This window comes from Streptomyces africanus, assembly GCF_030816955.1.
Taxonomy (GTDB): domain Bacteria; phylum Actinomycetota; class Actinomycetes; order Streptomycetales; family Streptomycetaceae; genus Streptomyces; species Streptomyces africanus.
The window spans coordinates 6,607,970-6,630,139 of the sequence record NZ_JAUSYP010000001.1 but is presented as its reverse complement, the minus strand read 5'-3'; the positions used below and the strand labels follow the sequence as shown (position 1 = coordinate 6,630,139).

Below are 22,170 nucleotides of genomic sequence, written 5' to 3'. Positions count from 1 at the left end.
TCCACCATGCACGCCTGCGTCATCCACAAGGCAGGGGACCTCCGCGTCGAGGAGCTCACGCCGTCCGCGCCCGGTCCCGGAGAGGTGGCCGTCACCGTCGCCTTCGGTGGCATCTGCGGATCCGACCTGCACTACTACCGCCACGGCCGCGTCGGTGACTTCACCGTTCGGGAGCCCATGGTGCTGGGCCACGAGATCGTGGGCCACGTGGCCGCCCTGGGTCCGGGGGCCGACGGCCCGGCTGTGGGCACCCCGGTGGCCGTCCACCCGGCCACCCCGTGCGGCGACTGCACCGAGTGCGGTTCCGGCCGGCGAAACGTCTGCGCCGACACCCGCTACCTCGGCAGCGCCGCCCGCACGCCGCACGTCCAGGGCGGATTCGCCCAGCACGTCACGGTCCCGGGCGCACAGATCCGTGCCCTTCCGCCGACGCTCGACCTGCGCCGCGCGGTACTGGCCGAGCCGCTGTCCGTGGCCCTGCATGCGGTACGACGGGCAGGCGACGTACGCGGCAAGCGTGTTCTGGTCACCGGCGCGGGGCCGATCGGCTGTCTCGTCACCGCCGTCCTGCACCACAAGGGTGCCGCCGAGATCGTGGTGAGCGACCTGATCGACACGCCTCTGCGGATCGCAGGGGCCTGCGGCGCCACCGGGCTCGTCCGCGCGGACGAGCCGGACGCCCCCGCCTGGGGAGCCCCGTTCGACGTTTCGGTGGAGGCGTCCGGAGCTCCCGCAGGACTGCGCGCGTGTGTGGAGCGGACCGGCCGGGGCGGCACGGTCGTCCTCCTCGGGCTGCTGCCCCCCGGCGAGGTTCCGCTGCTCGGGAACATCACCGTCACCCGCGAACTGGAACTGCGCGGCGCCTTCCGGTTCGACGCCGAGTTCGACGAGGCGATCGAACTGCTCGCCGGCCCCCTGCCCGTCGACGCCGTCGTGACCCACACCTTCCCGCTGCCCGACGCACAGGCGGCCTTCGACATCGCCCACGACCGCACGGTCGCCTCCAAGGTTCTGCTGGATCTGACACACGCCTGAAGACCAAGGACACCCTGCGAACGCAGGCAACCACCACGACGCCGTCCTCGCGGACCTCGTACGCCGCGATCCTGGAGAACCCGAGTTCCACCAGGTGGCCCACGAGGTCCCAGGCACTCGCGCCGGTGCTGGACGACCACCCGGAATACCTGGACGCCCGCATCGTGGAGCGCATGTGCGAGCCGGAACGGCAGATCATCCTCCGGATGCCCTGGACCCACGACCGTGGAACAGTCCAGGTCAACCGGGGTTTCCGGCCATTCTGCGGGAGGCGGGTGTCCTTTTTGGGCCCGGGCAAGGCGACCACGCCGGCGGTGTGGCGACCTCAGCCCTGGATAAGCAGCAGAACGCCATCCGTCGGCAGTGGACGTTCGAGGAGACCGAGAAGCGTCTCGCGTTCGTGATGAGCGACATCCACACGCTGTGCCGCGAGAACGCCGACCGCTACGGCGGCGGGGAGGGCTACGTCCTGGGGCGCGAACGCGGGTGGTTTCCTGCTCACCGCAGCGGCGATGACCGAGCAGGGCCTCGTCTGAAATCCGGTTCAGGGGTCGGCCGGGCGCCCAGCCCACCGTGCGTGCCTGTTCGGCCTGCCGCAGCACTCCGGTGAGCGACTCCCTCGACCCAAGTCCCTCGTGTACATCCTGCCCATGGGTGCTGTCGCCACCTTCGTATGGAACGGCACCGACGGCGATCCCACCGATCCGCCCACGGGCACCATCGACCCGGCCGCCTGGTACCACGTCGCGGGCGCCGACAGCGGCGCGTGCCTCGACGCGGCCGACTGGGGCACCGGCAAACGGCACCGCGCTGCAGCAGTGGGCCTGCGGCACCGGAGCCAACCAGTCCTGGCAGTTCCGCCCCATCAACGATGGCTTCTATCAGGTCGTCAACCGGTACGACAGCAAGGTCTGGGACGTCGACGGCGGTCCCGGCGCAACCGTCGACGGCACCAAGGTCCACCCGTGGAGCTACGAAGGCGGCACCAACCAGCAGTGGCGCCCCGACTCCATCGGCACCGACGGGCAGTACCGCTTCACGGCCCGCGACAGCGGCAAGTGCCTCACAGTCGACAACGGCTCCACCGCCAACGGCGCTCGCCTCTCCCAGCAGCCCTGCACCAACTCAACTGCCCAGACGTTCACGCTGGCCGACTGATCACGGTGGGCCGCTCGGGCCCGGTGTACAACACCGGGCCCCGTTCGGGGCATCCAGCCCATCCGCTCCCGCCGACTCACTGACCCAACCTCCACGCGCTACGTGAAGGCGAAGACACGCTCAAGGATGCGGCGGCCGGCGCGGCGGCCCCAGGTCGGCTGTCCGCCTGGGAGACCTCGCTCCCCCGCTCGACCGATGGAGATGAGGTCAAGCGCTGACAGGACGGCAGAGGCCGCCGGCCCAGAGGACTCGGCCCGCCTTCCCGCCACACCCCTCGTCCACCCGGGCGGCCTGCGCGCGGACGAGGCCCGGGACTTCCGCCTCGCCGGCGTCATCGTCTTCGCCGCCACGATCGGATCGCCTGTTCCGCCCCCGAAAGCGCCACCCACCTCCGACTGGCCCTCCCGACGACCGCCGCCCGCGGTACCTCCGGCAGGAGCCGTCAAGGGACAGGCGGCCTATACCGCGGCCAAGCACGGCGTCATCGGCCTGACCCGTTCGGCCGCCCTCGACTACGCGGCCTCGGGCATCCGCATCAACGCCATCTGCCCCGGCACCATCAACACCCCCAGTGTCAGCGACATGATCGCCAAGGGAGAACTCGACCGCGCCGAAGCCGAGGCCGACCAGCCCATCAACCCGCCCCTGCACCGCCGAGGAAATAGCCCAGGCAGTCCTATGGCTGTCCAGCCCCGGAGCCGGCTTCGTCGTCGGCGTCGGCCTCCCCGTCGACGGCGGCTACGTCGCCCGATAGGGACGGGCCACGACGCCGTCGTCCGGCTGGCACCCCAAGCCCCGCTCGTAGGCACCGGTGCGTGAGGCGCCATGAAGTTCGTCAAGAACCAGCCAGCAAACCCCGGTGAAGGAGGAGCTGAGCGCGGCGATCACGTGACCGGCGGCGAAGACGGCCAAGGTCAGCACCGGGGTGGAGCGGCGGGGCAGCCGAAGCGTGGCCAGTCCCGTCACCGGGGCGCCGATGGCGGCGCCGGCGCCGGTCACGCAGCCGGCTCACCACGGGCGCCCACGCCTGAAGGCTGTTGGTGCCGCCTACGGCAAGACCGTCGCCTCGCCGAGCCAGGCCCCGCCGTACAGGGCGCTCGACGGGCGGCGCGCACGGGTGCAGCAGTGGGATCGGTCCTCTCGTCGATCGTAAGTCGTTGCAGCAGGTCGTCGAAGCGCTTCGAAAGCGTCAGCGCGGGATCGCGAATCGCCGAACGACAGCCGGCCGACGTCAGGCCGGAGAGCGGGTCCTCGGGGCAGACTTCCCAACCAACTGGATAAAAACGGCACTTGGCGACGCGTTTCGACGGTCCCATCGCTCGCAATAGAGTGTCAATGCCTCAAAGGAAAGAAAGTTTCTTTGAGTTCAACCTCTTGTTTCGATAGAAACACATCACTACCTTCCCTCCTCATGTGAAGCGCTTCGACGCCCGGAGTGCCCTCCGAGCGCGATCCGAAGGCGAGAGGGCCAGCCCCATGAGTCAAGACTTGAGCCGCAGGAAGTTCGTCGGCACGGCCGCATCCGTCGCGGGAGTCGCCATGGCAGCACCGCTGTTGTCCGCCTGCGGAGGCGGGGGCAAGCAGCACACCGGCGCCAACACCAAGTCGGGCCTGAAAGCGGCCCTGCCCGCATACGTGCCACGCAACCCCGTCAAGCCGGACATCGCCCCTGTCTCCGGCAGCGACGGCGCGGTGACGGACCCGGGCTTCCTGCGCTACCCGACCGAGCACGTCGCCACTGTCGAGGGCGTACCGGGCAGGGGCGGCAGCTACACCGCCGTCACCCCCGATGTGGGGCACGGTGCCGTCGCAGGGCAACTCGTTCTACCAGGCCATGGACAAGGTCCTCGGCATCAAGCTCACCATGAAGCCTGCCGACGGCAACAACTACTCCACCATCGTGCCGACCATGACGGCGGCCAAGCGCCTGCCCGACTGGATCCAGCTGCCCGCCTGGTGGAACAACAACATCAACGTGGGCAGGCTGGCCGGCACCCAGCTCGCCGACCTGACCCCCTACCTGTCGGGCGACAAGATCAAGAAGTATCCGAACCTCGCCGCTCTGCCGACCGGTGCCTGGCAGGCCGGGGCGTGGGGCGACAGACTGTACGGCATCCCCTGCTTCTCCAGCAGGTTCGTCGTCCCCGGCACCACGTTCTACCGGCGCGACATCCTGGAGCCGAAGGGCATCACGCCCGACCAGATCAAGTCCGTCGACGACCTGATGAGCCTCGGCAGGGAACTGACCGACGCCAAGCGCGGGGTATGGGCCTTCGACGACGTGTGGACGTACCTCTACCCTCTCTGGGGCCTGCCCAAGGAGTGGGCGATCGAGGACGGCAAACTCCGTTACTCCTTCGAGCTCCCGCAGTACCTGGAGGCCCTCGACTGGCACCACAAGCTCGCCAAGTCCGGCTATGTGCACCCTGACGCGCTCGCCGGCAACAACGCCAACGGCACCACTCGCTTCTACTCCGGAAAGGTGCTCGTCGCGGGCGGCGGCACCGGCGCCTGGAACCTGGCCGACCACCAGTCCGGCAGAGCGGCCGACAAGAACTACCGGCGCGGCGCGTTCGACGTCTTCGCCGCCGACGGCAAGAGCGCCCCGCGCACCTTCATGGGCGCCACGACCACCATGATCAGCTACTTCAACGCCAGGCTGAAGCCCGAGCAGATCAAGGAGCTCCTCGCCGTCGCCGACTACCTCGCGGCGCCGTACGGTTCCCGCGAGTACACGATGGTCAACTACGGCGTCGAGGGCGTCCACCACACGATGGAGAAGGGCGTGCCGACGGCCACCGCCGCCGGCAGGAAGTACGTCCAGTCCGCCGGGTACTCCGGGCTCGCGTCACCCGCCGCCGTGATCAGCAACCAGGGCGCCGATCTCGTCACCAAGGACTACGCCGCCTGGCAGGCCACCAACGTCAGGCGCCTGTACAAGCCGGTGTTCTGGAACATGAACATCAGCATGCCGCAGGCGATGACCACGGCCGCTGCCGCGCAGTCCGTCCAGGACGTCGTCAAGGACTGCTACCACGGCAAGAAGAAGGTCAAGGACGTTCAGGACGCGATCGCCGGCTGGAAGGCCGGCGGCGGGGACCGGCTCACGCAATGGATGACCGAGAACGTCCTGGAGAAGTACGGGACCGGCCAGTGACCACGACGGACGCACCGCACTCCGCACGACCTAAGGCACCGCACTCGCCGTGGGCTCGCGCGGCGCAGCCGAAGGGGCTCACCTGGCGGATGAGGCTGCGCCGGGACCGGACGCTGCTGATCATGACGGTGCCCGCGGTCATGCTGCTCCTGGTCTTCAACTACGCACCGCTGGTCGGGCTCGTCACCGCGTTCCAGTACTACGACCCGCTGACAGGGATCTGGACCAGCGAGTGGGCCGGGCTCGGCCAGTTCCAACAGCTGTTCCAGGACGCGCAGTTCTGGGGGTCGTTGCAGAACACCCTCTATCTCAGCTTCGTCCAGCTGATCCTCTTCTTCCCGGTCCCCATCGCGCTGGCACTGCTCCTCAACACGGTGATCAGCGAGCGGATCCGCAACGTCATCCAGTCCATCGTCTACTTGCCGCACTTCTTCTCGTGGGTCCTGGCCATCACGATCTTCCAGCAGATGCTGGGCGGCGCAGGCGTGCTCAACCAATTCCTGCGCTCGCACGACATCGGCGCCTGGAACATCATGACCGACCCCGACACCTTCGCCCTCCTCGTCACCTCTCAGGCGGTGTGGAAGGAGGCGGGCTGGGGAATCATCGTCTTCCTCGCCGCGCTGTCCGCGATCAACACGGAGCTCTACGAGGCGGCCGCCGCCGACGGCGCTGGCCGGTGGCGGCGCACCTGGCACATCACCCTGCCGGGACTGCGCGGCGTCATCATGCTGATGCTGGTGCTACGCCTCGGCAACGCCCTGACGGTGGGGTTCGAGCAGTTCCTGATCCAGCGTGACGCTGTCGGCCATGAGACGGCCGACGTGCTGGACACCTTCTCCTTCTACTACGGCATCGCCACCGGCAACTACGGCTACGGCGCGGCGGCCGGGCTCTTCAAGAGCGTGATCTCGCTGCTGCTCATCTGGGGCGCCAACCGGCTGGCGCACGCCTTCGGCGAGGACGGGTTGTACCGCAAATGACCAACGTATTCCCGATCGGCCGCAGGCCCGCCCCTGCGACATCGACGGCCCGAGGCGCCTCGAAGGCGACGCGCGCGCCCTGGGAGGAACCACCCACCGCCGTGGGACGGGCGGCGAAGGTGCTGACGCTCACCGCGGTGGTGGGCACGGTGCTGGTCCCGCTGTGGATCATCGTGGTGACCAGCTTCTCGACACCGGGTGCCATCAACCGGGCCGGTGGCCTGGTGCTGTGGCCGGACGGCCTGACAGCGCGGGCGTATCGGGAGATGCTCGGTGAACCGACCGTGCGCACAGCGCTTCTGGTGAGCCTCGCGATCACCGTGATCGGCACCGCGGTCTCCATGGTCGTCTCGGTGCTGTGCGCCTACGGTCTGTCCCGGTCCGGCTCCTTCGGGCACCGCGCCGTGCTCTGGCTGCTGATCGTCACGATGTTCGTCAGCGGCGGTCTGATCCCGACCTTCCTGGTGGTCACCGGTCTCGGCGGCTACGGCCAGTTCTGGGCGCTGATCCTGCCGAGCTCGGTCTCCGTCTTCAACATCCTGGTGCTGCGCTCCTTCTACTCGCAGACCTCCTCCGAGCTCATCGACGCGGCACGGGTGGACGGCGCGGGTGACTGGCGCATCCTGTGGTCCGTGGTGCTGCCCACCTCGCGCGCCGTGACCGCGGTGATCACCCTGTTCTACGCGGTGGGCTACTGGAACTCCTTCTTCAACGTCATGTTGTACATGCCGACGGAGAGCGAGAAGTGGCCGCTGCAGTACGTGCTCCTCACCTACGTGAACCGGGGCATCGGGCTGCCGGGCCAGACCAATGGCGGCTTCGGCGAGACACACGCGCAGACCGCTCCCCTCTCGCTGCAGATGGCCGTGGTCGTGCTGACACTCGTGCCGCTGCTCGTCGTCTACCCGTTCGTCCAGAAGCACTTCCGCACCGGCGTGCTCACCGGAGCCATCAAGGGATGACCGCCCGGATGTCCGGGCGCTCGCGGCCGTACGCCCTCACGGGGTTCGTGAACCGTCCCCTCCCACCACGATCCACCAGGAAAGGCCCATGGTGTCCGCCCAGCCCGTCATCCCCGGCTTCCATCCCGATCCCAGCGTCTGCAGGGTCGGCGACGATTACTACCTCGTCTGTTCCAGCTTCGAGTACTTCCCGGGCGTCCCGCTCTTCCACAGCCGCGACCTGCTGCACTGGACCCGGATCGGCAACGTCCTGGACAGGCCGGCGCAGCTGCGGCTGCCCGTCGGCATGCCGTCGTCCGGCGGGGTCTACGCGCCGACACTGCGCCACCACGACGGCCGTTTCTGGCTGATCGTCACCAACTGCGCGGAGGGCGGCGGCAATCTGCTGGTCACCGCCACCGACCCGGCGGGCCCCTGGTCGGACCCGGTCCGGCTGCCCGGGGTCAAGGGCATCGACCCGGACCTCGCCTGGGACGAGGACGGCACCTGCTGGTGCACGTACGCCGGTGTGAGCCAGGTCGCCATCGACCCGTACACGGGGCGCACGCTGGGCGAGGAGCGCCGTCTGTGGTCCGGGGCGCCGGGCGCCAAGGCCCCCGAGGCACCGCACCTGTACCGGATCGGTGAGTACTGGTACCTCCTCATCGCCGAGGGCGGCACCGAGCGCGGGCACGGCGTCTCGATCGCACGCGGGCCCGGCCCGGCCGGCCCCTTCGAGCCGTGCCCGCACAACCCGGTCCTCACCCACCGCGGAACGGACCACCCCGTGCAGAACACCGGCCACGGCGACCTGGTGCAAGCCCCTGACGGCTCGTGGTGGCTGGTGTTCCTCGGTGTACGGCCGCGCGGCGGCGGCCCCGACTGGCACGTGATGGGCCGCGAGACGTTCCTCGCCCCGGTCACCTGGACCGAGGACGGCTGGCCGGTCGTCGGCGACATCGTCGCGCCCGGCACCCATGCGGCGGACGAGCCCTTCCGGGACGACTTCGACCTCCCCGAGTTCCACCCGTCCTGGATCTCCGTACGCGACCGGTCCCCCGAGCACTGCACCACCAAGGAGCGCCCCGGCTGGCTGACCCTGCGGGCCCGCGGCGCGTCCCTCGACGAGCGGGACGCCGTCTTCATCGGCCTCCGACAGCAACAACTTGCCTGCCGGGTCGACGCGTTGATCGATGGAACGCAGGGCGTCGGCGGCCTCGCCGTCCGCCTCGACGAGCGGCACCACTACGGCATCGAGACGGACGGCATCCACGCGCGGGTCATCTCGCGGGTCGGCTCGGTGCGGGCCGTCGTCGCCACGCTGCCGGTGCCCGCGGGCCCGGCCGTCCTGTCCGTACGGATCACACAGCCGCCCCGGCCGCACGACGCGCGCACCGGACCCGACGTCGTCATCCTCGGCGTGGAGCAGCCCGACGGCACGTTCGCCGCACTCGCCACGCTCGACGGCCGCTATCTGTCGACCGAGGTGGCCGGCGGCTTCACGGGCCGCGTCATCGGGCTGTACGCCGCCCAAGGCACCGTCCACGCCGACTGGTTCACGTACGAGCCGACGACCTGAGCAAGCCGTCATCCCATGGATTTCCGCCTGTACGCACGTCCCGCAGGCGGAGCACCCCCCACAACCCTCCCGAATCCGAAAGGGACACAAGGGACATGACAGAGTCGCACCAAGCCGCGAGACGCCTCCCGAGGCGCATAGCCGACATGCTGCTCGCACTCGTCGCCGCCGTCGGCCTGCTGCTCGGCGCCGGGCTCACCGCTCCGGCCGCCGACGCCGCCCCGAAGAAGCCGCGCGTCCCGGCCAAGGCCATGGACGCCGTCGCCACGATGCAGCCCAGCTGGAACCTCGGCAACACCCTGGACGCCTTCCCGAACGAGACCTCCTGGGGCAACCCGCTCACCACCAGGGCGCACCTGGCGAAGATCCGCGCGGAGGGCTTCCGCAGCGTCCGTATACCGGTCACCTGGACCGACCACCAGTCCGCCACCGCCCCGTACGCCGTCGACGCCACGTTCATGGACCGGGTGGAGGAGGTCACCGACTGGGCGCTGGACGAGGGTCTCTACGTGGTGCTCAACGTCCACCACGACTCGTGGCAGTGGGTCGGCAAGATGTCCACCGACCACGACAACGTGATGGCCCGCTTCAACTCCCTCTGGAAGCAGATCTCGTCGACGTTCAAGGACAAGCCGCGCACTCTGCTCTTCGAGAGCATCAACGAGCCCGAGTTCGAGAACGCCACGGCCGAGCAGAAGGACACGTTCCTGAACGAGCTGAACACGTCGTTCCACAAGATCGTCCGCGACTCGGGCGGGCAGAACACCAACCGCATGCTCGTGCTGCCCACGATCTACTGCAAACCCGACCAACCGCTCATGGACACGCTCCACAACACGATCAGGTCCCTGAACGACCCCCATCTGATCGCCACGGTGCACTACTACAGCTGGTACCCGTTCAGCGTGAACATGGCGGGCGGCACCCACTACGACGAGGCTGCCCGGAAGGACCTGGACGGTGCCTTCACACGCATGCATGACACCTTCGTCGCGCGCGGCATCCCGGTCTATCTCGGCGAGTACGGGCTGCTCAGCTGGCCGGACCACCATCACCCCTCCCGTGTCGAGCGGGGCGAGGCCCTGAAGTACTTCGAGCACTTCGGATACGCGGCACGCCGGGCCGGAGTGACCACCGCCCTGTGGGACCCCTTCGCCTATCTGAACCGCGAGAGCTTCCAGTGGCGGGACCAGGAGCTCTTCGACCTGATCAAGTCGAGCTGGACCACCCGCTCGGGTTCGACGTCCTTCGACCGTCTCTTCGTCCCCAAGTCCGGGCGGATCACGGACCAGTCGCTCACGCTGAACCGCAACGGCCTTGCGTTCCAGGGCCTTTGGCACGGAAATCAGCGGCTTGCCGCGGGCTCGGACTACACGGTCTCCGGTGACAAGCTCACCCTGAAGGCGGCGGCACTGACCCGGCTGGTCGGCGACCGCTCGTACGGTGACAACGCCACGCTCCAGGCCCGGTTCTCGCGGGGCCAGGCATGGAAGATCCATGTGACGACGTACGACGCCCCGCAGCAGTCGGGCGCGAAGGGAACCACCTCCGCGCTCACGATCCCCACCCGGTTCCGCGGGGACCAGCTCGCCACCATGGAGGCCAAGTACGGCGACGGCACCAACGCGGGGCCCGCCGACTGGACGGCGTTCCAGGAGTTCAACATCAGCTTCACCCCCGACCACAAGGGCAACACCATCACCCTCACCGAGAAGTTCCTCACCTCGCTGCGTGACGACGCCCCGGTGACGCTGACGTTCTACTTCTACAGCGGCGCCAAGGTCACCTACCAGGTGACCAAGTCCGGTACCGCGGTGACCGGTTCGACCGCCTGATCCACGCTCCCCCGAATCGTCCCGGCTGCCGGGTTGCACGTTCCGCTCCCGACAGCCGGGGCCCGTTCATGAGGAATTCCCATGGCCACACTGCCCCCGCGCGTCCTGTTCGGCGCCGCTTACTACCACGAGTACCAGCCGTACGAGCGTCTGAAGACCGACCTCGACCTGATGGCCGAGGCCAAGTTCACCGTCATCCGGGTCGGCGAGTCGGTGTGGTCCACCTGGGAGCCTACGAGCGGACGGTTCGAGCTCGACTGGCTGCAGCCGGTCCTCGACGGCGCCCACGAACGCGGCATCTCGGTGGTCCTCGGCACCCCGACGTACGCCGTGCCGCCGTGGCTGGCCCGCCAGTACCCGGAGATCGCCGCCGAGGACGCCACCGGCAAGCCGGCCGGCTGGGGCGCCCGTCAGGAGGTCGACATCACGCATCCGGCGTTCCGGTTCCACGCGGAGCGGGTGATCCGCGCGATCGTGGCGCGATACGCCTCCCACCCCGCGGTCATCGGCTTCCAGGTCGACAACGAGCCGGGCGCGCGTCTGCCGCACAATCACGGGGTCTTCCAGCGGTTCGTGGACGACCTGCGGCAGCGCTACGGCGATGTGGAAGCTCTCAACCGCGAGTGGGGCCTGGTGTACTGGTCGCACCGGCTGGCCACGTGGGCCGACCTGTGGACGCCGGAGGGCAACGCGCAGCCGCAGTACGACCTGGCCTGGCAGGCGTTCCAGGCGCGGCAGACCACCGAGTTCATCGCTTGGCAGGCCGAGATCGTGCGCGAGTACGCGCGTCCCGAGCAGTTCGTCACCACGTGCCTCGCCTACGGCTCTCCGGCGCTTGAGGACGACGAGATGACCGACGCCCTGGACGTCACCGCGGGCAACCCGTACTACGACATGCAGGACAGCCTCACGATGCCCGAGCCGCCGCGCGAGAAGCTGCCGCGGCAATGGATGGCCTACGGGGCGTGGGCGGTGCACCTGAGCGCCGACCGGATCTACTCGTCGCGCCAGGAGCCGTTCCTGATCACCGAAACCAACGCGCAGGCGATCGGCGGCACCTCGGACAACCGCCCCGCCTTCGACGGGCAGTGGCGGCAGGCCGCGTGGGCGCTGGTCGCGCGCGGCGCCCGCATGATCGAGTACTGGCATTGGCACACGCTGCACTTCGGCGCCGAGACGTTCTGGGGTGGCATCCTGCCGCACAGTGGCCGTCCGGGCCGCGTCTTCCGTGAACTGGCCCGCCTTGGTGCGGATTTCGAGCGCGCCGGGGATCTCGTCGCCGGGCTCACGCCGGACGCCGACATTGCGATGGTGTACTCGGCGCCGAGCAAGTGGCTGATGCGCAAACACCCGCCGCTGGCCGACCCCGACGGCGGTCCGGACGGGGGCTCGTACGAGGGACTCTTCGAGCCCTTCCACCGGGGCGCGTTCGAGGCGGGGCGCCAGGTACGGATTCTGCACGCTCGCCAGTTGCACGACCCGAGCAATCAAAACGCGGGGATGGCGCCGGAATGGGTGGCCGAACGGCATCCCGTGCTCATCGCGACGGGGCTGTACGTGGCGGACGACGGCATGCTCGACTGGCTCGCTGCGTACGCCGATGCGGGCGGCCATCTCGTCCTCGGACCGCGCACCGGTTACGGCGACCACGAGGCGCGGGCACGCCACGAGGTGACACCGGCGCGGCTGGTGGAGGCGGCGGGCGTGCGCTACGACGAGTTCAGCAACCTGCACGCGGACCTGCCGCTGCGGGCCGCGCAGGGCAGTCCCCTCCGGCTCCCGGCCGGGGCCGTGGCCACCCGCTGGGTGGAGGGGCTCGCCGTGGACGATGCCGAGGTCCTCGCCGAGTACGATCACCCGCACTTCGGGCGCTGGCCCGCCGTCACCACCCGGCGCCACGGCGCGGGCCGCGTCACCTGCGTCGGCACCGTGCCGGGGCGCGATCTGGCCCGCGCGCTCGCCGTCTGGCTGGCCCCGGCCCCGGCCGGCGGCTGGCAGGACCTGCCGGACTCGGTCACCGTCGCGACCGGCACCGCTCCCGACGGCCGCCGCGTCCACGTGATCCACAACTGGAGCTGGCATCCGGCCACCGCCAAGGCTCCGGTGGACCTGACCGACGCCCTGGAGGACGGCGCTGTCGCGACCGGTGCGTCCGTGGCGCTCGGCCCGTGGGACGTGCGCGTCTTCGCCGCCGAGCCGGCACCCCCGACGGAGGACCGATGACACCAGCCACGCGCGCCCTCCGCACGCCGGTGCCGGTGACCGTCCTCGCCACCCGGCGCTCGCACGCTGGTGCCAGAATGGCGCCTCACCAACGGTGCGAACGGGGTGGGCGCACTCACCGGGAACGAGGAAAGGCAGTCGTGGCGGACAGGGACGAGAGGACGTCGGTGAAGGGCGGGAAAAGCACGCAGGACGAGGCGCCGGCGTCGGTGACCATCGCGCACATCGCGGAGTCGGCGGGCGTCTCGGTCCCCACCGTGTCGAAAGTGCTCAATGGCCGCTCCGGTGTGTCCGAAGAAACCCGGGCCCGCGTCGAGAAGCTGATCAACAAGCACGGATACCGCAAGCCGCCGGGCAATCGCCAGAAGACCGTGGAGCTGATCTTCCGTGAGCTGGACAGCATGTGGTCGGTGGAGATCCTGAAGGGCGTGGAGGAGGTGGCCGCCAGGAACCGGGTCGGCGTCCTGGTCTCCACCTTCGGGCAGCACGATTTCGACACCTCCGTCGACGACGCCATGGGGCGGCGCCCCCAGTGCGTCCTGCTGGTGGCCCAGCTCTCGGAGGCGGAACTCGAACGGCTGAAAACGAAGAACATCTCCTACGTCGCCTTCGACCCGATGTACGAGCTCCCCGACGGAGTCCCCTACGTCGGGACGACCAACTTCAAGGGCGGCCAGTCTGCGACACGCCATCTCATCGGCCTCGGACATCGGCGCATCGCCATGCTCACCGGCCCCGACCATTCGTTCTGCCAGGCCCGGGCGGCGGGCTACCGCTCCGCGCTCGAAGCGGCCAGGTTCCCGGTGGACCCGGATCTGATGGTCCGCACCCAGCTCAGCCGCGAGGACGCTCACGCCACGGCGAAGGCCCTGCTCGCCCGGCCGGATCGGCCCACCGCGATCTTCACCACGAACGACATGCAGGCGCTCGGCGTCTACCGTGCCGCTCGGGAGGCGGGCCTGCGCGTCCCGCAGGACCTGAGCGTGGTCGGCTTCGACGACGTACCGGTCGCGGCCTGGGTGGAACCCCCGCTGACCACGGTGCGCCAGCCGCTGACCGAAATGGCGGTCGCGGCAACGGAGTTGGCGCTGGCTCTCGGCCGTGGTGAGAAGGTTCCGCAGCTCGGCCTCGAGATCGCCACGCGGCTCGTGGTCCGCGACAGCACTGCTCCGCCGCCGGAGGGCTGAGACAGCGTCGGCAACTCTCCCGGGCCGCCAGTCGGCGGTCCGGGAGGTGTTTATGTTTCTCTTTCTGTTTTCGCTCATCGCGGCAACCCCGGGCCGGCTGGTCGCCGCCTGGTGAGGTGCAGCGTGTGTGAGATCGTGGACGGCAGCCATCAGCGTGGCGCCTACAGGGGCATGAACCCTTACGCGGGACGGCGTATGGCCGCGCCTCACTTTGCTCGCTCTATGTTGTCGGTCCGCCCGCCGTAAGAGGCCATCCGATCTGGGTGGTTGGGGTTCTGGGATGTTTTGTGACTGGTGGCGTCGGCGGTCGTTGCTGAGGCGTGAGTGTTCGTCGTCCGTACCGAAGTGACGTGTCCGACGCCCCCGCTGGGCTCTGATCGAACCAGTCTTCACCGTCTGGCGGGCGAGACGCACCGGGCCGGGCACAGCGGCACGGGTGCACGACTTGCGAGAGATCGTCAACGCGAGCCTCTACGTCAACCGCACCGGCCTCCCGTGGGAGTACCTGCCTTACCAGAACAGCATCTTCAACCATGGTGCCGCACTGGGCATCGACGTCGAGGTGGTGCAGCGGCCACGGACGAAGGGGTCCGAGCCGCTGCCCACAATCCGATCCCTGCGCCAGGCTCTGGGCACCTGACCGGATGGGGGCGCCACCCCCTTACGGGAAACTCCGCCGGCACCATGGGCGTCACAAAGGCTCCGGTGCGGTGTCCAGGCGCGCGCGCATGGCCGCGTCGACGGTGCTGTAGGCGGGCATGAGGGCGCTGACGCCGGTGAGGTCGAGCATCCTCGACAGGCGGTCGGGGACCGCAGCCAGTGTCAGGGAGCCGTTCGCGGCCCGTGCGCAGCGCAGGATGTTGATCAGGGCGTTGAAGCCGGAGGAGTCGCAGAAGGTCACCCGGGCCAGGTCCAGGATCAGGTGGGGGTGCCCTTGGCTGATGAGCCGCAGGCCGTCGGTCCGCAGCAGGGGCGCGGATGTGGTGTCGATTTCCCCGCTGACGCAGACCAGCGCGAGGTGGCCGTCGGCGTGGGTGGTGGTCAGGGTGAGGTTGTCGGTCACCGGGGGCGCTCCTGGCCGGCGCGGTCGGCGCCATCGAACGAGGCGGCGGCCAGGGTGGGAGCCATGGCGGTGGGCTGCTCGGGGACCGGCTGGTGGGGTACGGACAGGGCGAGCAGGGCGATGTCGTCATCTGCGCCGTCGGGAAGTGCGGCGAGCAGGTTGACTGTGTCTGCCACCAGACGGCCGGCCTGCGCGGTGCCGCGCCTGGCGAGGAAGGCGGCGACGCCGTCTTCACCGAGCATGTTCCCGTCCGTTGTGCGCGCCTCGGTGAGCCCGTCGGTGTACAGCAGCAGGCCGTGTCCGGGGGCCAGGTGGAGGGTGTGGGAGGCGAACCGGGCCTCTTCCAGGGCGCCCACGAGCATGCCGATCGCGGGGCGTACGCCGTCCACTGCCATGGACGCGTCTCCATCGGGCTGGAGGTGGAAGACCGGGGGATGGCCTCCCGTGGCGAAGGTGATGGTGAAGCCGCCGCCCGGGGCGGGGTGGAGGGTGCCGAAGACGCAGGTGCAGTAGCGGCTGCCCATCGACGGGTCGAGCAGCAGGGCGCTGTTGAGCGCGTACAGGACGTCGGTGGGGTCGTCGTGGTGCTGGGCGGCCTCGCGCAGGGTGTAGCGGGTCAGTGAGGTGACGGCGGCGGCTTCGGCTCCCTTGCCGCACACGTCCCCCAGGAAGAACGCCCACCGGTCGGCGCCGAGGGGGAAGACGTCGTAGAAGTCTCCGCCGACATCACGCGGTGAGGCGGTCTGGTAGTGGCAGGCCAGCTCCAGACCGGGGATGGCGGGCAGTGACGGGGGCAGCAGGGTCCGCTGCAGGGTGGAGGCGAATGCCGCGATCGCCTCCCTGTCCCGTTCGGCCCGCTCACGGGCCTCCTCCTGCGTCTTGCGGCGTTCTTGCTCTTCGCGCAGCAGCCGCAGGCCCGACAGCCGCAGTTCCATGGCGTCGACGACCATCGCGGCCAGGTCGGCCAGGTTCGCGGTGTCGTCCTCGGTGATCACCCGCGGCTTTGTGTCCAGGACGTTGACCGTGCCCAGCCGGTGACCGTCGGAGGTGATGATCGGCGCCGCGGCGTAGAACCGCACTCCGAGCGGGCCGGTCACCAGCGGATTGGAGCGGGCGACCGGGTCGGTCAGCGTGTCGGGGATGACGAGGGCGTCATCGCGCAGGATCGCCGAGGCACACAGTCCCGGATCCCGCCCGATCTGGGTGACCCCCTCCAGGCCGTGGGCGGCCTTGAACCAGATCCGGTCGGCATCCACGATCGTCACGGTGGCCACCGGCACGTCGAACAGGCGGGCGGCCATCGCCGCGACCCGGTCGAACGCTCCGTCCGGCGGAGTGTCAAGGATGTTGTAGCGGCGCACCGCCGCCATCCGCGCCGCCTCTTCACCGGCCGACGGCATGTGCCTCAGCCGCGGCTCATCCGGCGACGCCGCGGGGAGACCCGGCATGACTCGGCTCCTGCCTTACACCGTCCTGGGCCGGCTCCGGCGGCCGACCGTCGCCCACGACACTACGACACCACGCAGGGCGAACATGTCCTTCTCCCGGCCGCGTGATCATGGCACCCGTGCCGACCGACGAAAAAACCATGGCCCGCCCCTCGCCGTTCCCCACTGCCTCGCCCTGCACGGCGTACGTAGGCTGCGTCCGCTGTGCCAGGACGCCACCGACTTCTGGGACGACCCGTCTGGCGGGCCGGCACGGCGGGTCAGGCCCTGGGCGATGACGTCGAGCCGAGCACCGGAACGAGCAGGGGCGGGGGTCAGGCGGCGGCTTTGACGGTGGCCACATCTCCAGCTTCGCGTCGTACACGTCGGTGACGCCGGCGATCACCAAACTCGCCGGCACGCCTCGCAGCGGTAGTTTCATCTGACGAAGGGGCCACGGGGCGGCCGGCGCTCCGTGCGGCCCGACACACGAACCGCTCCCTGGCCTCATGCGCAAGCTGACGCACTATCAGACCGAGCGTCACATGAGCGTCAGGCCTGCCTTGCGAGGACCCTGCGCAGACCCGGGAGCGACACGCGCCCGTCTTCCCTTCACTGACAGAAGTCCCAGGTCAGGGGCGCTCCTCCGGCATGCTGCACCCTCCACGTCATGCACTTCGGGAAACAGGTCGAGCATACCTGGATGCACCTGCGAAATCAGAAGAAAGTGCAGGTCAGAGCCCCTTTACCGCGGGCTCCAAAATAGCCACACACTCCACGTGCGCCGTCATCGGAAACACGTCACCCCAGTAGGGTTCGATAAACTCGCAGGTCAGAGCGGATTTTTTGACTCTCTCGGGAGCGATTAGACGCGCAGAGCGTCAAATGAGCGTCACGCCGGGCAGCGGTGACGCCGCATGCCGACCTACTGCGAGGCGCCGCCCCTGCCCGCCGCGCGTGCAGGGCCAGGGAGACAAAGCTCTGTCAGGGGAGTGGGCGGTCGAGCGGGGCACAGCCCCGGGGCCGATCACTCCGCCGGTATGCCGTCACGGTGACCCGACTCGATCGACCATGACCGGCCGAGCCGGGTCACGTCAGCGCCGCCGCTGGTCAGCCCGCAGCTCGAAGTCTCCGTAGCTGTTGTCGACGGGGTTGACCGTGACTCCGGGGGCGACGATCTCGTCGATGGCGTCGAGCACGTCGGAAGACAGCGTGATGTCGGCGGCGGGCAGGAACGCCTCCAGCTGCTCCATGGTGCGCGGGCCGATGATCGCCGAGGTGACGCCGGGGTGGTTGATGACGAAGGCGACGGCCAGCTCGATCAGGGTGAGACCGGCCTTCTCCGCCAGGACGGCGAGCTGTTCGACGGCGTCGAGCTTGCGCTGGTTGGCGGGGGTGCTCATGTCGAACCGGGCCTGAGGGCGCGCCGCGGAGGCTGGGCCCTCGGAGGCGTTCTTGCGGTAGCGGCCGGAGAGCCACCCGCCGGAGAGCGGACTGTAGGTGAGCGTGCCCATGCCGTGACGGCGCACGGTGGGGAGCACGTCCTCCTCGATGCCCCGGACCAGGATCGAGTACGGCGGCTGCTCGGTCACGAACCGCTCCAGGTGCCGCTCCCGCGAGGTCCACTGGGCCTCGACGATCTGGGAGCCGGAGTAGGACGAGGAGCCGATGTAGCGGATCTTGCCCTGATGCACCAGGTCGGAGAGGGCGCCGAGGGTCTCTGCCACGTCCGTGTCCTGGCTGGGTCGGTGTACCTGGTAGAGGTCGATGTGGTCGGTGCCGAGCCGCCGCAGGGAGTTCTCGACCTCGCGGATGATCCAGCGCCGTGAGCCGCCTCGCTGGTTGGGGTCGTCCTGGTCCATCGGCATGAAGAACTTGGTCGCCAGGAAGACGTCCTCGCGTCGGTCCTTGAGCGCCTTGCCGACGATCTCTTCGGAGACGCCGGCGGAGTACACGTCAGCGGTGTCGACGAAGTTGATACCCGCGTCGAGGGCGCGGTGAATGATCCGGATCGAGTCGGCTTCGTCCTCGTTGCCCCAGGGGCCGAACATCATCGCGCCCAGGCAGAGCGGGCTGACCTGGACGCCTGTGCGGCCGAGCGGTCGGTACTGCATGAAGTGGTTCTCCTCGATCGAGGGTGGTCAGTCGTTCCGGGAGGGCACTACGGTGCCGGTGCCCGCCCAGCTGGCGAGGAGGCCGAGAGCCTCCCGCTCCCGGGAGTCCGGTTCGGGTGTGTAGAAGTTGAGGCGGAGTCCAGGGTCGGACGGCAGGTCCATCGCCTCGTAGGGCAGGGCGAGATCGCCGACCAGCGGATGGTGCAGGTTCTTCACGCCCGAGCGGTGGAACTTCACGTCGTGGCGGGCCCAGCGGCGTGCGAAGTCGTCGCTCCTGGTGGTCAACTCCCCGACCAGGTCGGTCAGCGCCTTGTCGTGCGGTGCGCGGCCGGTCTCGGTGCGCAGGAAGGCGACCGCGTCGTCGGCCCCCTTGTCCCAGTCGGCCCAGAATTCCCTGCTCGCGGGGTCCAGGAACATGAAGCGGGCGCTGTTGACCGGCCCGCGTTGCGCGAACAGCGGTGAGTCGTAGACCGGCGCGTACATTGCCCGCCCCAGGGTGTTGGCGGCCAGGATGTCGAAGCGGGCGTTGCGTACGTAGGCCGGCACATCGGCCATGGAGTCGAGCAGGCGCAGGATCGTCGGCCGCACCCGGGAGGCGGTCGCCGTGGGGCGTCGGCCCGACGGTGCCGCCGCCCGGGCCAGGTCGTAGAGGTGGGTGCGCTCGGCCTCGTCGAGTTGCAGTGCGTGCGCGAGGGCTTCGAGCACCGAGTCCGAGGCACCGCTGAGGTTCCCGCGCTCGAGCCGGACGTAGTAGTCCACACTCATTCCCGCGAGCAGGGCGACCTCCTCGCGACGCAGCCCCGCCACGCGTCGCTTTCCGCCGTAGACCGGGATCCCGGCCTGCTGCGGGGTGAGCCGCGCCCGTCGGGTACTCAGGAACTCGCGCACTTCGGCGGCGAGGTCCTTCTTGGTGCTGTCGGCCATGCGCAGATCCTGGTGTTGTCGTCGGCCGCGCCTACGGCGGACAGCGGCGGGCGCGGATCGGTGTGGAGCGTGCTCGCCCCGAGCCGGGCCCGTGCGCCGTCGCGCAGGACGTCGCCGAAGCGGGAGGGCGGCGCCGGACAGACGGTGCGGCTCAGCCGACGGGCTGGTGTGGATGCCGGAGCCGGGGGCACTGCGACCTCCTTTTGATCGTCCTGTGTGTCGTGCCGAGACCTTCACGTTAGGTCCGTCCGAGCCGGCCTGCGAGGTACTGCCAGTACCTGGAAGAGCAGTGACTCCCACTCGTGGGCCCTATCCGCTTGTCCTCACCGGCGGATACGCCGTCCGGGCACACCAGCTCGTGAACCGTCCCAGCCAGGACCTCGATGTCGCTACCGTGACGGTGGCGTCGATGATCATGCCTTCGGCGAGGGTGACCGCCACTTCGGTGGATCCCGCTGCCGCCGCTGTACTCGCCCTCCGCGTATGCCCTGACCGGTCAGCGCGAGCCGACCGTTGACGGTGAGCAACTGGCATCGACCAGGGCGCCGCACTCATCACTGCGCACTCCGCAAGGCCGGATCGGCTGCGCGATGAATTCCCTTGGCTTTGCACCGGCGACCTCGATAGCGCCGACATGGGGGCGCGGTAAGTACCCGCCGTCCAGGCGACCACCCGCAGTTCCCACGTGCGCCGCCGTACGGGCCCCGCTCTTCGGGGGGTCTGCCAGTACCCCTTACAAGGCCCCGGCGGGCACAACGCCGTCCTACGGTGGTCCCATGGACCGCAGCAGCGAGATCCGTGAGTTCCTGCGCACCCGCCGGGCCCGGATCACCCCCGAGCAGGCCGGCCTCGCCCCACACCCGGGGCCCCGCCGCGTGCCGGGGCTGCGCCGCGAGGAAGTCGCCCAGCTCGCCGGAGTCAGCGTCGACTACTACGTCCGCCTCGAACGCGGCCGCACCCAGGGCGTCTCCGAAACCGTCCTGGACGCCGTCGCCCGCGCCCTGCACCTCGACGACACCGAACGCGCCCATCTCTTCACCCTCGCCCAGCCCAAGCCCACCGCCCGGGCCCGCCGCAAGCGCCCCCTCGCCCCCCAAAGGGTCCACCCGGTCCTCTACCGCGCCCTGGACTCACTCAGCGTCCCCGCGGTGATCGAGGGGCGACGCCTGGACGTCCTGGCCGCCAACAAGCTCGCCTGCGCCCTCTACACGGACTTCGAAGCCCGGCCCCACCGCGAGCGCAACTTCGCCCGCTACGTCTTCCTCGACGACGCCGCCTTCAGGCTGTACACCGACTGGGACCAGGTGGCCGAGACGTGCGTGGCCAGGCTCCGCCTGTACGCCGGCCGCCACCCCGATGACGCCCAACTCACCGAGCTGATCGGCGAGTTGTCCCTGCACAGCGACACCTTCCGCAGCATGTGGGCCGACCACGACGTCCGCGCCCATACCACCGGCATCAAACGCCTGCACCACCCGCTCGTCGGCGATCTCACCCTCGAATTCGCAGTCCTGGCCGTCGAGGGCGACCCCGAACAATCCCTCGTCATCTACACCCCCGAACCCGCCTCTCCCTCCGCCGAGGCCCTCAACATCCTCGCCAGCTGGACCACCACGCACACCACCAGCCCCCACACCACCGGACAGACACACAACCCCGCCGGCTGACACCCGCGACGCAAGCGCCGGATCGCATCCGGAGCAGAGCGGCAACGACGGTCGCGCGCCTGATGGGTGCAGCTGACCTGCCGACGCATGCCCTCATGCGCAGACGCAGCATCCGTCATCGCCGGGCGACGGGCAGACCAGCCGGTGGCCACGCCTTGGAGACGACGCCCGTCCTCCTGCAAGTGCGCCGATGAGCAAGGCCGTTGACCTTCCACCGAGTAGAAAGCGTACGCATGTCTACTGAAGTCACTGATTCACCTGTTCCTCCGCCGGCCACGCCCCCGTCGGAACCGTCCCGACGCACGTTTGTCGCCACGACCGCCGCTGTCGGTGGTGCTGTAGTGGCGGGCGGCCTGGTCGCGGGACCGTTCGGCCTGGGCGCCGAGGAGGCGGCCGCCGCTGACGCGCCGCCCAGCGGCCGTGTCTCCCTGACCGTCAACGGCGAGCGGCACACCGTCACCGTCGACAACCGGACCTCGCTGCTGGATCTGCTGCGAGAGCATCTGGACCTCACCGGCAGCAAGAAGGGCTGCAACGCCGGTGCTTGCGGGGCCTGCACGGTCCTGGTCGACGGACGGCAGGTCAACTCCTGTCTGACGCTGGCGATACGGCTGGAGGGCGCCGAGGTCACCACCATCGAGGGCCTGGCCGACGGCGACGAACTGCACCCGCTGCAGCAGGCGTTCATCGAACAGGACGCCTTCCAGTGCGGCTACTGCACCCCCGGCCAGATCATGTCCGGCGTCGGCTGCATCCAGGAGGGCCACACCGGCTCCAAGGACGAGATCCGGGAGTGGATGAGCGGCAACATCTGCCGCTGCGGCTGTTACGTCAAGATCGTGCGCGCGGTCGAGCAGACCGCGCACGGGAAGTGAGT

At 69.4% G+C, this 22,170-nt stretch carries 17 protein-coding genes and 2 pseudogenes; 14 read left to right on the top strand and 5 right to left on the bottom strand.

The features are described 5' to 3' along the window. The first annotated feature begins 6 nt into the window (after positions 1-6). From QF034_RS30730 to QF034_RS30715, 4 genes and pseudogenes are all read left to right on the top strand, one after another. Positions 7-1,035 (top strand): L-idonate 5-dehydrogenase, encoded by a 1,029-nt coding sequence (locus QF034_RS30730; RefSeq protein ID WP_307177940.1) that lies wholly within the window; start codon positions 7-9, stop codon positions 1,033-1,035. A gap of 94 nt (positions 1,036-1,129) precedes the next feature. Beyond that, positions 1,130-1,645 (top strand): hypothetical protein, encoded by a 516-nt coding sequence (locus QF034_RS30725; protein WP_307177939.1) that lies wholly within the window; start codon positions 1,130-1,132, stop codon positions 1,643-1,645. A gap of 16 nt (positions 1,646-1,661) precedes the next feature. Then, a pseudogene (locus QF034_RS30720) lies at positions 1,662-2,193 on the top strand (RICIN domain-containing protein); the annotation flags it as partial. Positions 2,194-2,640: 447 nt separating this feature from the next. Further along, a pseudogene (locus QF034_RS30715) lies at positions 2,641-2,947 on the top strand (SDR family NAD(P)-dependent oxidoreductase); the annotation flags it as partial. On the opposite strand, the gene QF034_RS30710 reads toward QF034_RS30715, so the two are convergent. Beyond that, the gene (locus tag QF034_RS30710) at positions 2,932-3,192 is read right to left on the bottom strand and encodes a hypothetical protein (RefSeq protein WP_307177938.1); all 261 of its coding nucleotides are present in this window, start codon (positions 3,190-3,192) and stop codon (positions 2,932-2,934) included. The pseudogene QF034_RS30715 and the gene QF034_RS30710 sit on opposite strands and share 16 nt — an antisense overlap. 790 nt (positions 3,193-3,982) lie before the next feature. Between QF034_RS30710 and QF034_RS30705 the strand changes: the two genes are divergently transcribed. The 8 genes from QF034_RS30705 to QF034_RS41605 all read left to right on the top strand — a co-directional run bounded on the left by QF034_RS30705 (position 3,983) and on the right by QF034_RS41605 (position 14,738). Then, positions 3,983-5,350, top strand: a complete 1,368-nt coding sequence (locus tag QF034_RS30705) for an ABC transporter substrate-binding protein (protein WP_307177937.1) — start codon at positions 3,983-3,985, stop codon at positions 5,348-5,350. Beyond that, the gene (locus QF034_RS30700) at positions 5,305-6,333 is read left to right on the top strand and encodes an ABC transporter permease (protein ID WP_370880870.1); all 1,029 of its coding nucleotides are present in this window, start codon (positions 5,305-5,307) and stop codon (positions 6,331-6,333) included. Before QF034_RS30705 ends, QF034_RS30700 begins: the two co-directional genes overlap by 46 nt. Then, positions 6,330-7,295: a carbohydrate ABC transporter permease gene (locus QF034_RS30695; protein ID WP_307177936.1), complete on the top strand. Its 966-nt coding sequence runs from the start codon at positions 6,330-6,332 to the stop codon at positions 7,293-7,295. The genes QF034_RS30700 and QF034_RS30695 overlap by 4 nt, the downstream gene beginning before the upstream one ends. Positions 7,296-7,383: 88 nt before the next feature. Next, the gene (locus QF034_RS30690; RefSeq protein ID WP_307177935.1) at positions 7,384-8,853 is read left to right on the top strand and encodes a glycoside hydrolase family 43 protein; all 1,470 of its coding nucleotides are present in this window, start codon (positions 7,384-7,386) and stop codon (positions 8,851-8,853) included. A 146-nt stretch (positions 8,854-8,999) separates the two neighbouring features. Next, the gene (locus QF034_RS30685) at positions 9,000-10,688 is read left to right on the top strand and encodes a cellulase family glycosylhydrolase (RefSeq protein ID WP_307177934.1); all 1,689 of its coding nucleotides are present in this window, start codon (positions 9,000-9,002) and stop codon (positions 10,686-10,688) included. 81 nt (positions 10,689-10,769) lie between these two features. After that, positions 10,770-12,911 (top strand): beta-galactosidase, encoded by a 2,142-nt coding sequence (locus tag QF034_RS30680; protein ID WP_307177933.1) that lies wholly within the window; start codon positions 10,770-10,772, stop codon positions 12,909-12,911. A gap of 140 nt (positions 12,912-13,051) precedes the next feature. Next, the gene (locus QF034_RS30675; RefSeq protein ID WP_370880868.1) at positions 13,052-14,098 is read left to right on the top strand and encodes a LacI family DNA-binding transcriptional regulator; all 1,047 of its coding nucleotides are present in this window, start codon (positions 13,052-13,054) and stop codon (positions 14,096-14,098) included. A 373-nt stretch (positions 14,099-14,471) separates the two neighbouring features. Beyond that, positions 14,472-14,738: a transposase gene (locus QF034_RS41605; protein ID WP_370880972.1), complete on the top strand. Its 267-nt coding sequence runs from the start codon at positions 14,472-14,474 to the stop codon at positions 14,736-14,738. A 51-nt stretch (positions 14,739-14,789) separates the two neighbouring features. Here QF034_RS41605 and QF034_RS30665 read toward each other — a convergent pair whose 3' ends face one another. The 4 genes from QF034_RS30665 to QF034_RS30650 form a co-directional block, all read right to left on the bottom strand. Continuing rightward, positions 14,790-15,161: an STAS domain-containing protein gene (locus QF034_RS30665; RefSeq protein ID WP_307177932.1), complete on the bottom strand. Its 372-nt coding sequence runs from the start codon at positions 15,159-15,161 to the stop codon at positions 14,790-14,792. Next, on the bottom strand, positions 15,158-16,609 hold the full coding sequence (locus tag QF034_RS30660; protein ID WP_307177931.1) for a PP2C family protein-serine/threonine phosphatase: 1,452 nt from the start codon (positions 16,607-16,609) through the stop codon (positions 15,158-15,160). Before QF034_RS30660 ends, QF034_RS30665 begins: the two co-directional genes overlap by 4 nt. A gap of 1,073 nt (positions 16,610-17,682) precedes the next feature. After that, entirely contained in the window at positions 17,683-18,702 is a 1,020-nt protein-coding gene (locus QF034_RS30655; protein WP_184990417.1) for an aldo/keto reductase, read from the bottom strand. Positions 18,703-18,729: 27 nt separating this feature from the next. Beyond that, entirely contained in the window at positions 18,730-19,626 is an 897-nt protein-coding gene (locus QF034_RS30650) for a helix-turn-helix transcriptional regulator (RefSeq protein WP_307177930.1), read from the bottom strand. A 776-nt stretch (positions 19,627-20,402) separates the two neighbouring features. Between QF034_RS30650 and QF034_RS30645 the strand changes: the two genes are divergently transcribed. Together QF034_RS30645 and QF034_RS30640 are read left to right on the top strand one after the other, a co-directional pair. Further along, the gene (locus QF034_RS30645) at positions 20,403-21,293 is read left to right on the top strand and encodes a helix-turn-helix transcriptional regulator (RefSeq protein ID WP_307177929.1); all 891 of its coding nucleotides are present in this window, start codon (positions 20,403-20,405) and stop codon (positions 21,291-21,293) included. A gap of 233 nt (positions 21,294-21,526) precedes the next feature. After that, positions 21,527-22,168 carry a (2Fe-2S)-binding protein gene (locus QF034_RS30640; RefSeq protein ID WP_307177928.1) on the top strand — a complete coding sequence of 214 codons (642 nt, stop codon included), beginning with the start codon at positions 21,527-21,529 and terminating at the stop codon, positions 22,166-22,168. Positions 22,169-22,170 lie beyond the last annotated feature (2 nt).

Excerpts from the sequence above, each read along its gene's own strand:
- QF034_RS30640 (WP_307177928.1), top strand. The coding sequence starts at position 21,527 with ATGTCTACTGAAGTCACTGATTCACCTGTTCCTCCGCCGGCCACGCCC.
- QF034_RS30705 (WP_307177937.1), top strand. The coding sequence starts at position 3,983 with ATGTGGGGCACGGTGCCGTCGCAGGGCAACTCGTTCTACCAGGCCATG.
- QF034_RS30680 (WP_307177933.1), top strand. The coding sequence starts at position 10,770 with ATGGCCACACTGCCCCCGCGCGTCCTGTTCGGCGCCGCTTACTACCAC.
- QF034_RS30690 (WP_307177935.1), top strand. The coding sequence starts at position 7,384 with ATGGTGTCCGCCCAGCCCGTCATCCCCGGCTTCCATCCCGATCCCAGC.
- QF034_RS30650 (WP_307177930.1), bottom strand. The coding sequence starts at position 19,626 with ATGGCCGACAGCACCAAGAAGGACCTCGCCGCCGAAGTGCGCGAGTTC.
- QF034_RS30695 (WP_307177936.1), top strand. The coding sequence starts at position 6,330 with ATGACCAACGTATTCCCGATCGGCCGCAGGCCCGCCCCTGCGACATCG.
- QF034_RS30645 (WP_307177929.1), top strand. The coding sequence starts at position 20,403 with ATGGACCGCAGCAGCGAGATCCGTGAGTTCCTGCGCACCCGCCGGGCC.
- QF034_RS30700 (WP_370880870.1), top strand. The coding sequence starts at position 5,305 with ATGGATGACCGAGAACGTCCTGGAGAAGTACGGGACCGGCCAGTGACC.
- QF034_RS30685 (WP_307177934.1), top strand. The coding sequence starts at position 9,000 with ATGCTGCTCGCACTCGTCGCCGCCGTCGGCCTGCTGCTCGGCGCCGGG.
- QF034_RS30730 (WP_307177940.1), top strand. The coding sequence starts at position 7 with ATGCACGCCTGCGTCATCCACAAGGCAGGGGACCTCCGCGTCGAGGAG.
- QF034_RS30655 (WP_184990417.1), bottom strand. The coding sequence starts at position 18,702 with ATGCAGTACCGACCGCTCGGCCGCACAGGCGTCCAGGTCAGCCCGCTC.
- QF034_RS30660 (WP_307177931.1), bottom strand. The coding sequence starts at position 16,609 with ATGCCGGGTCTCCCCGCGGCGTCGCCGGATGAGCCGCGGCTGAGGCAC.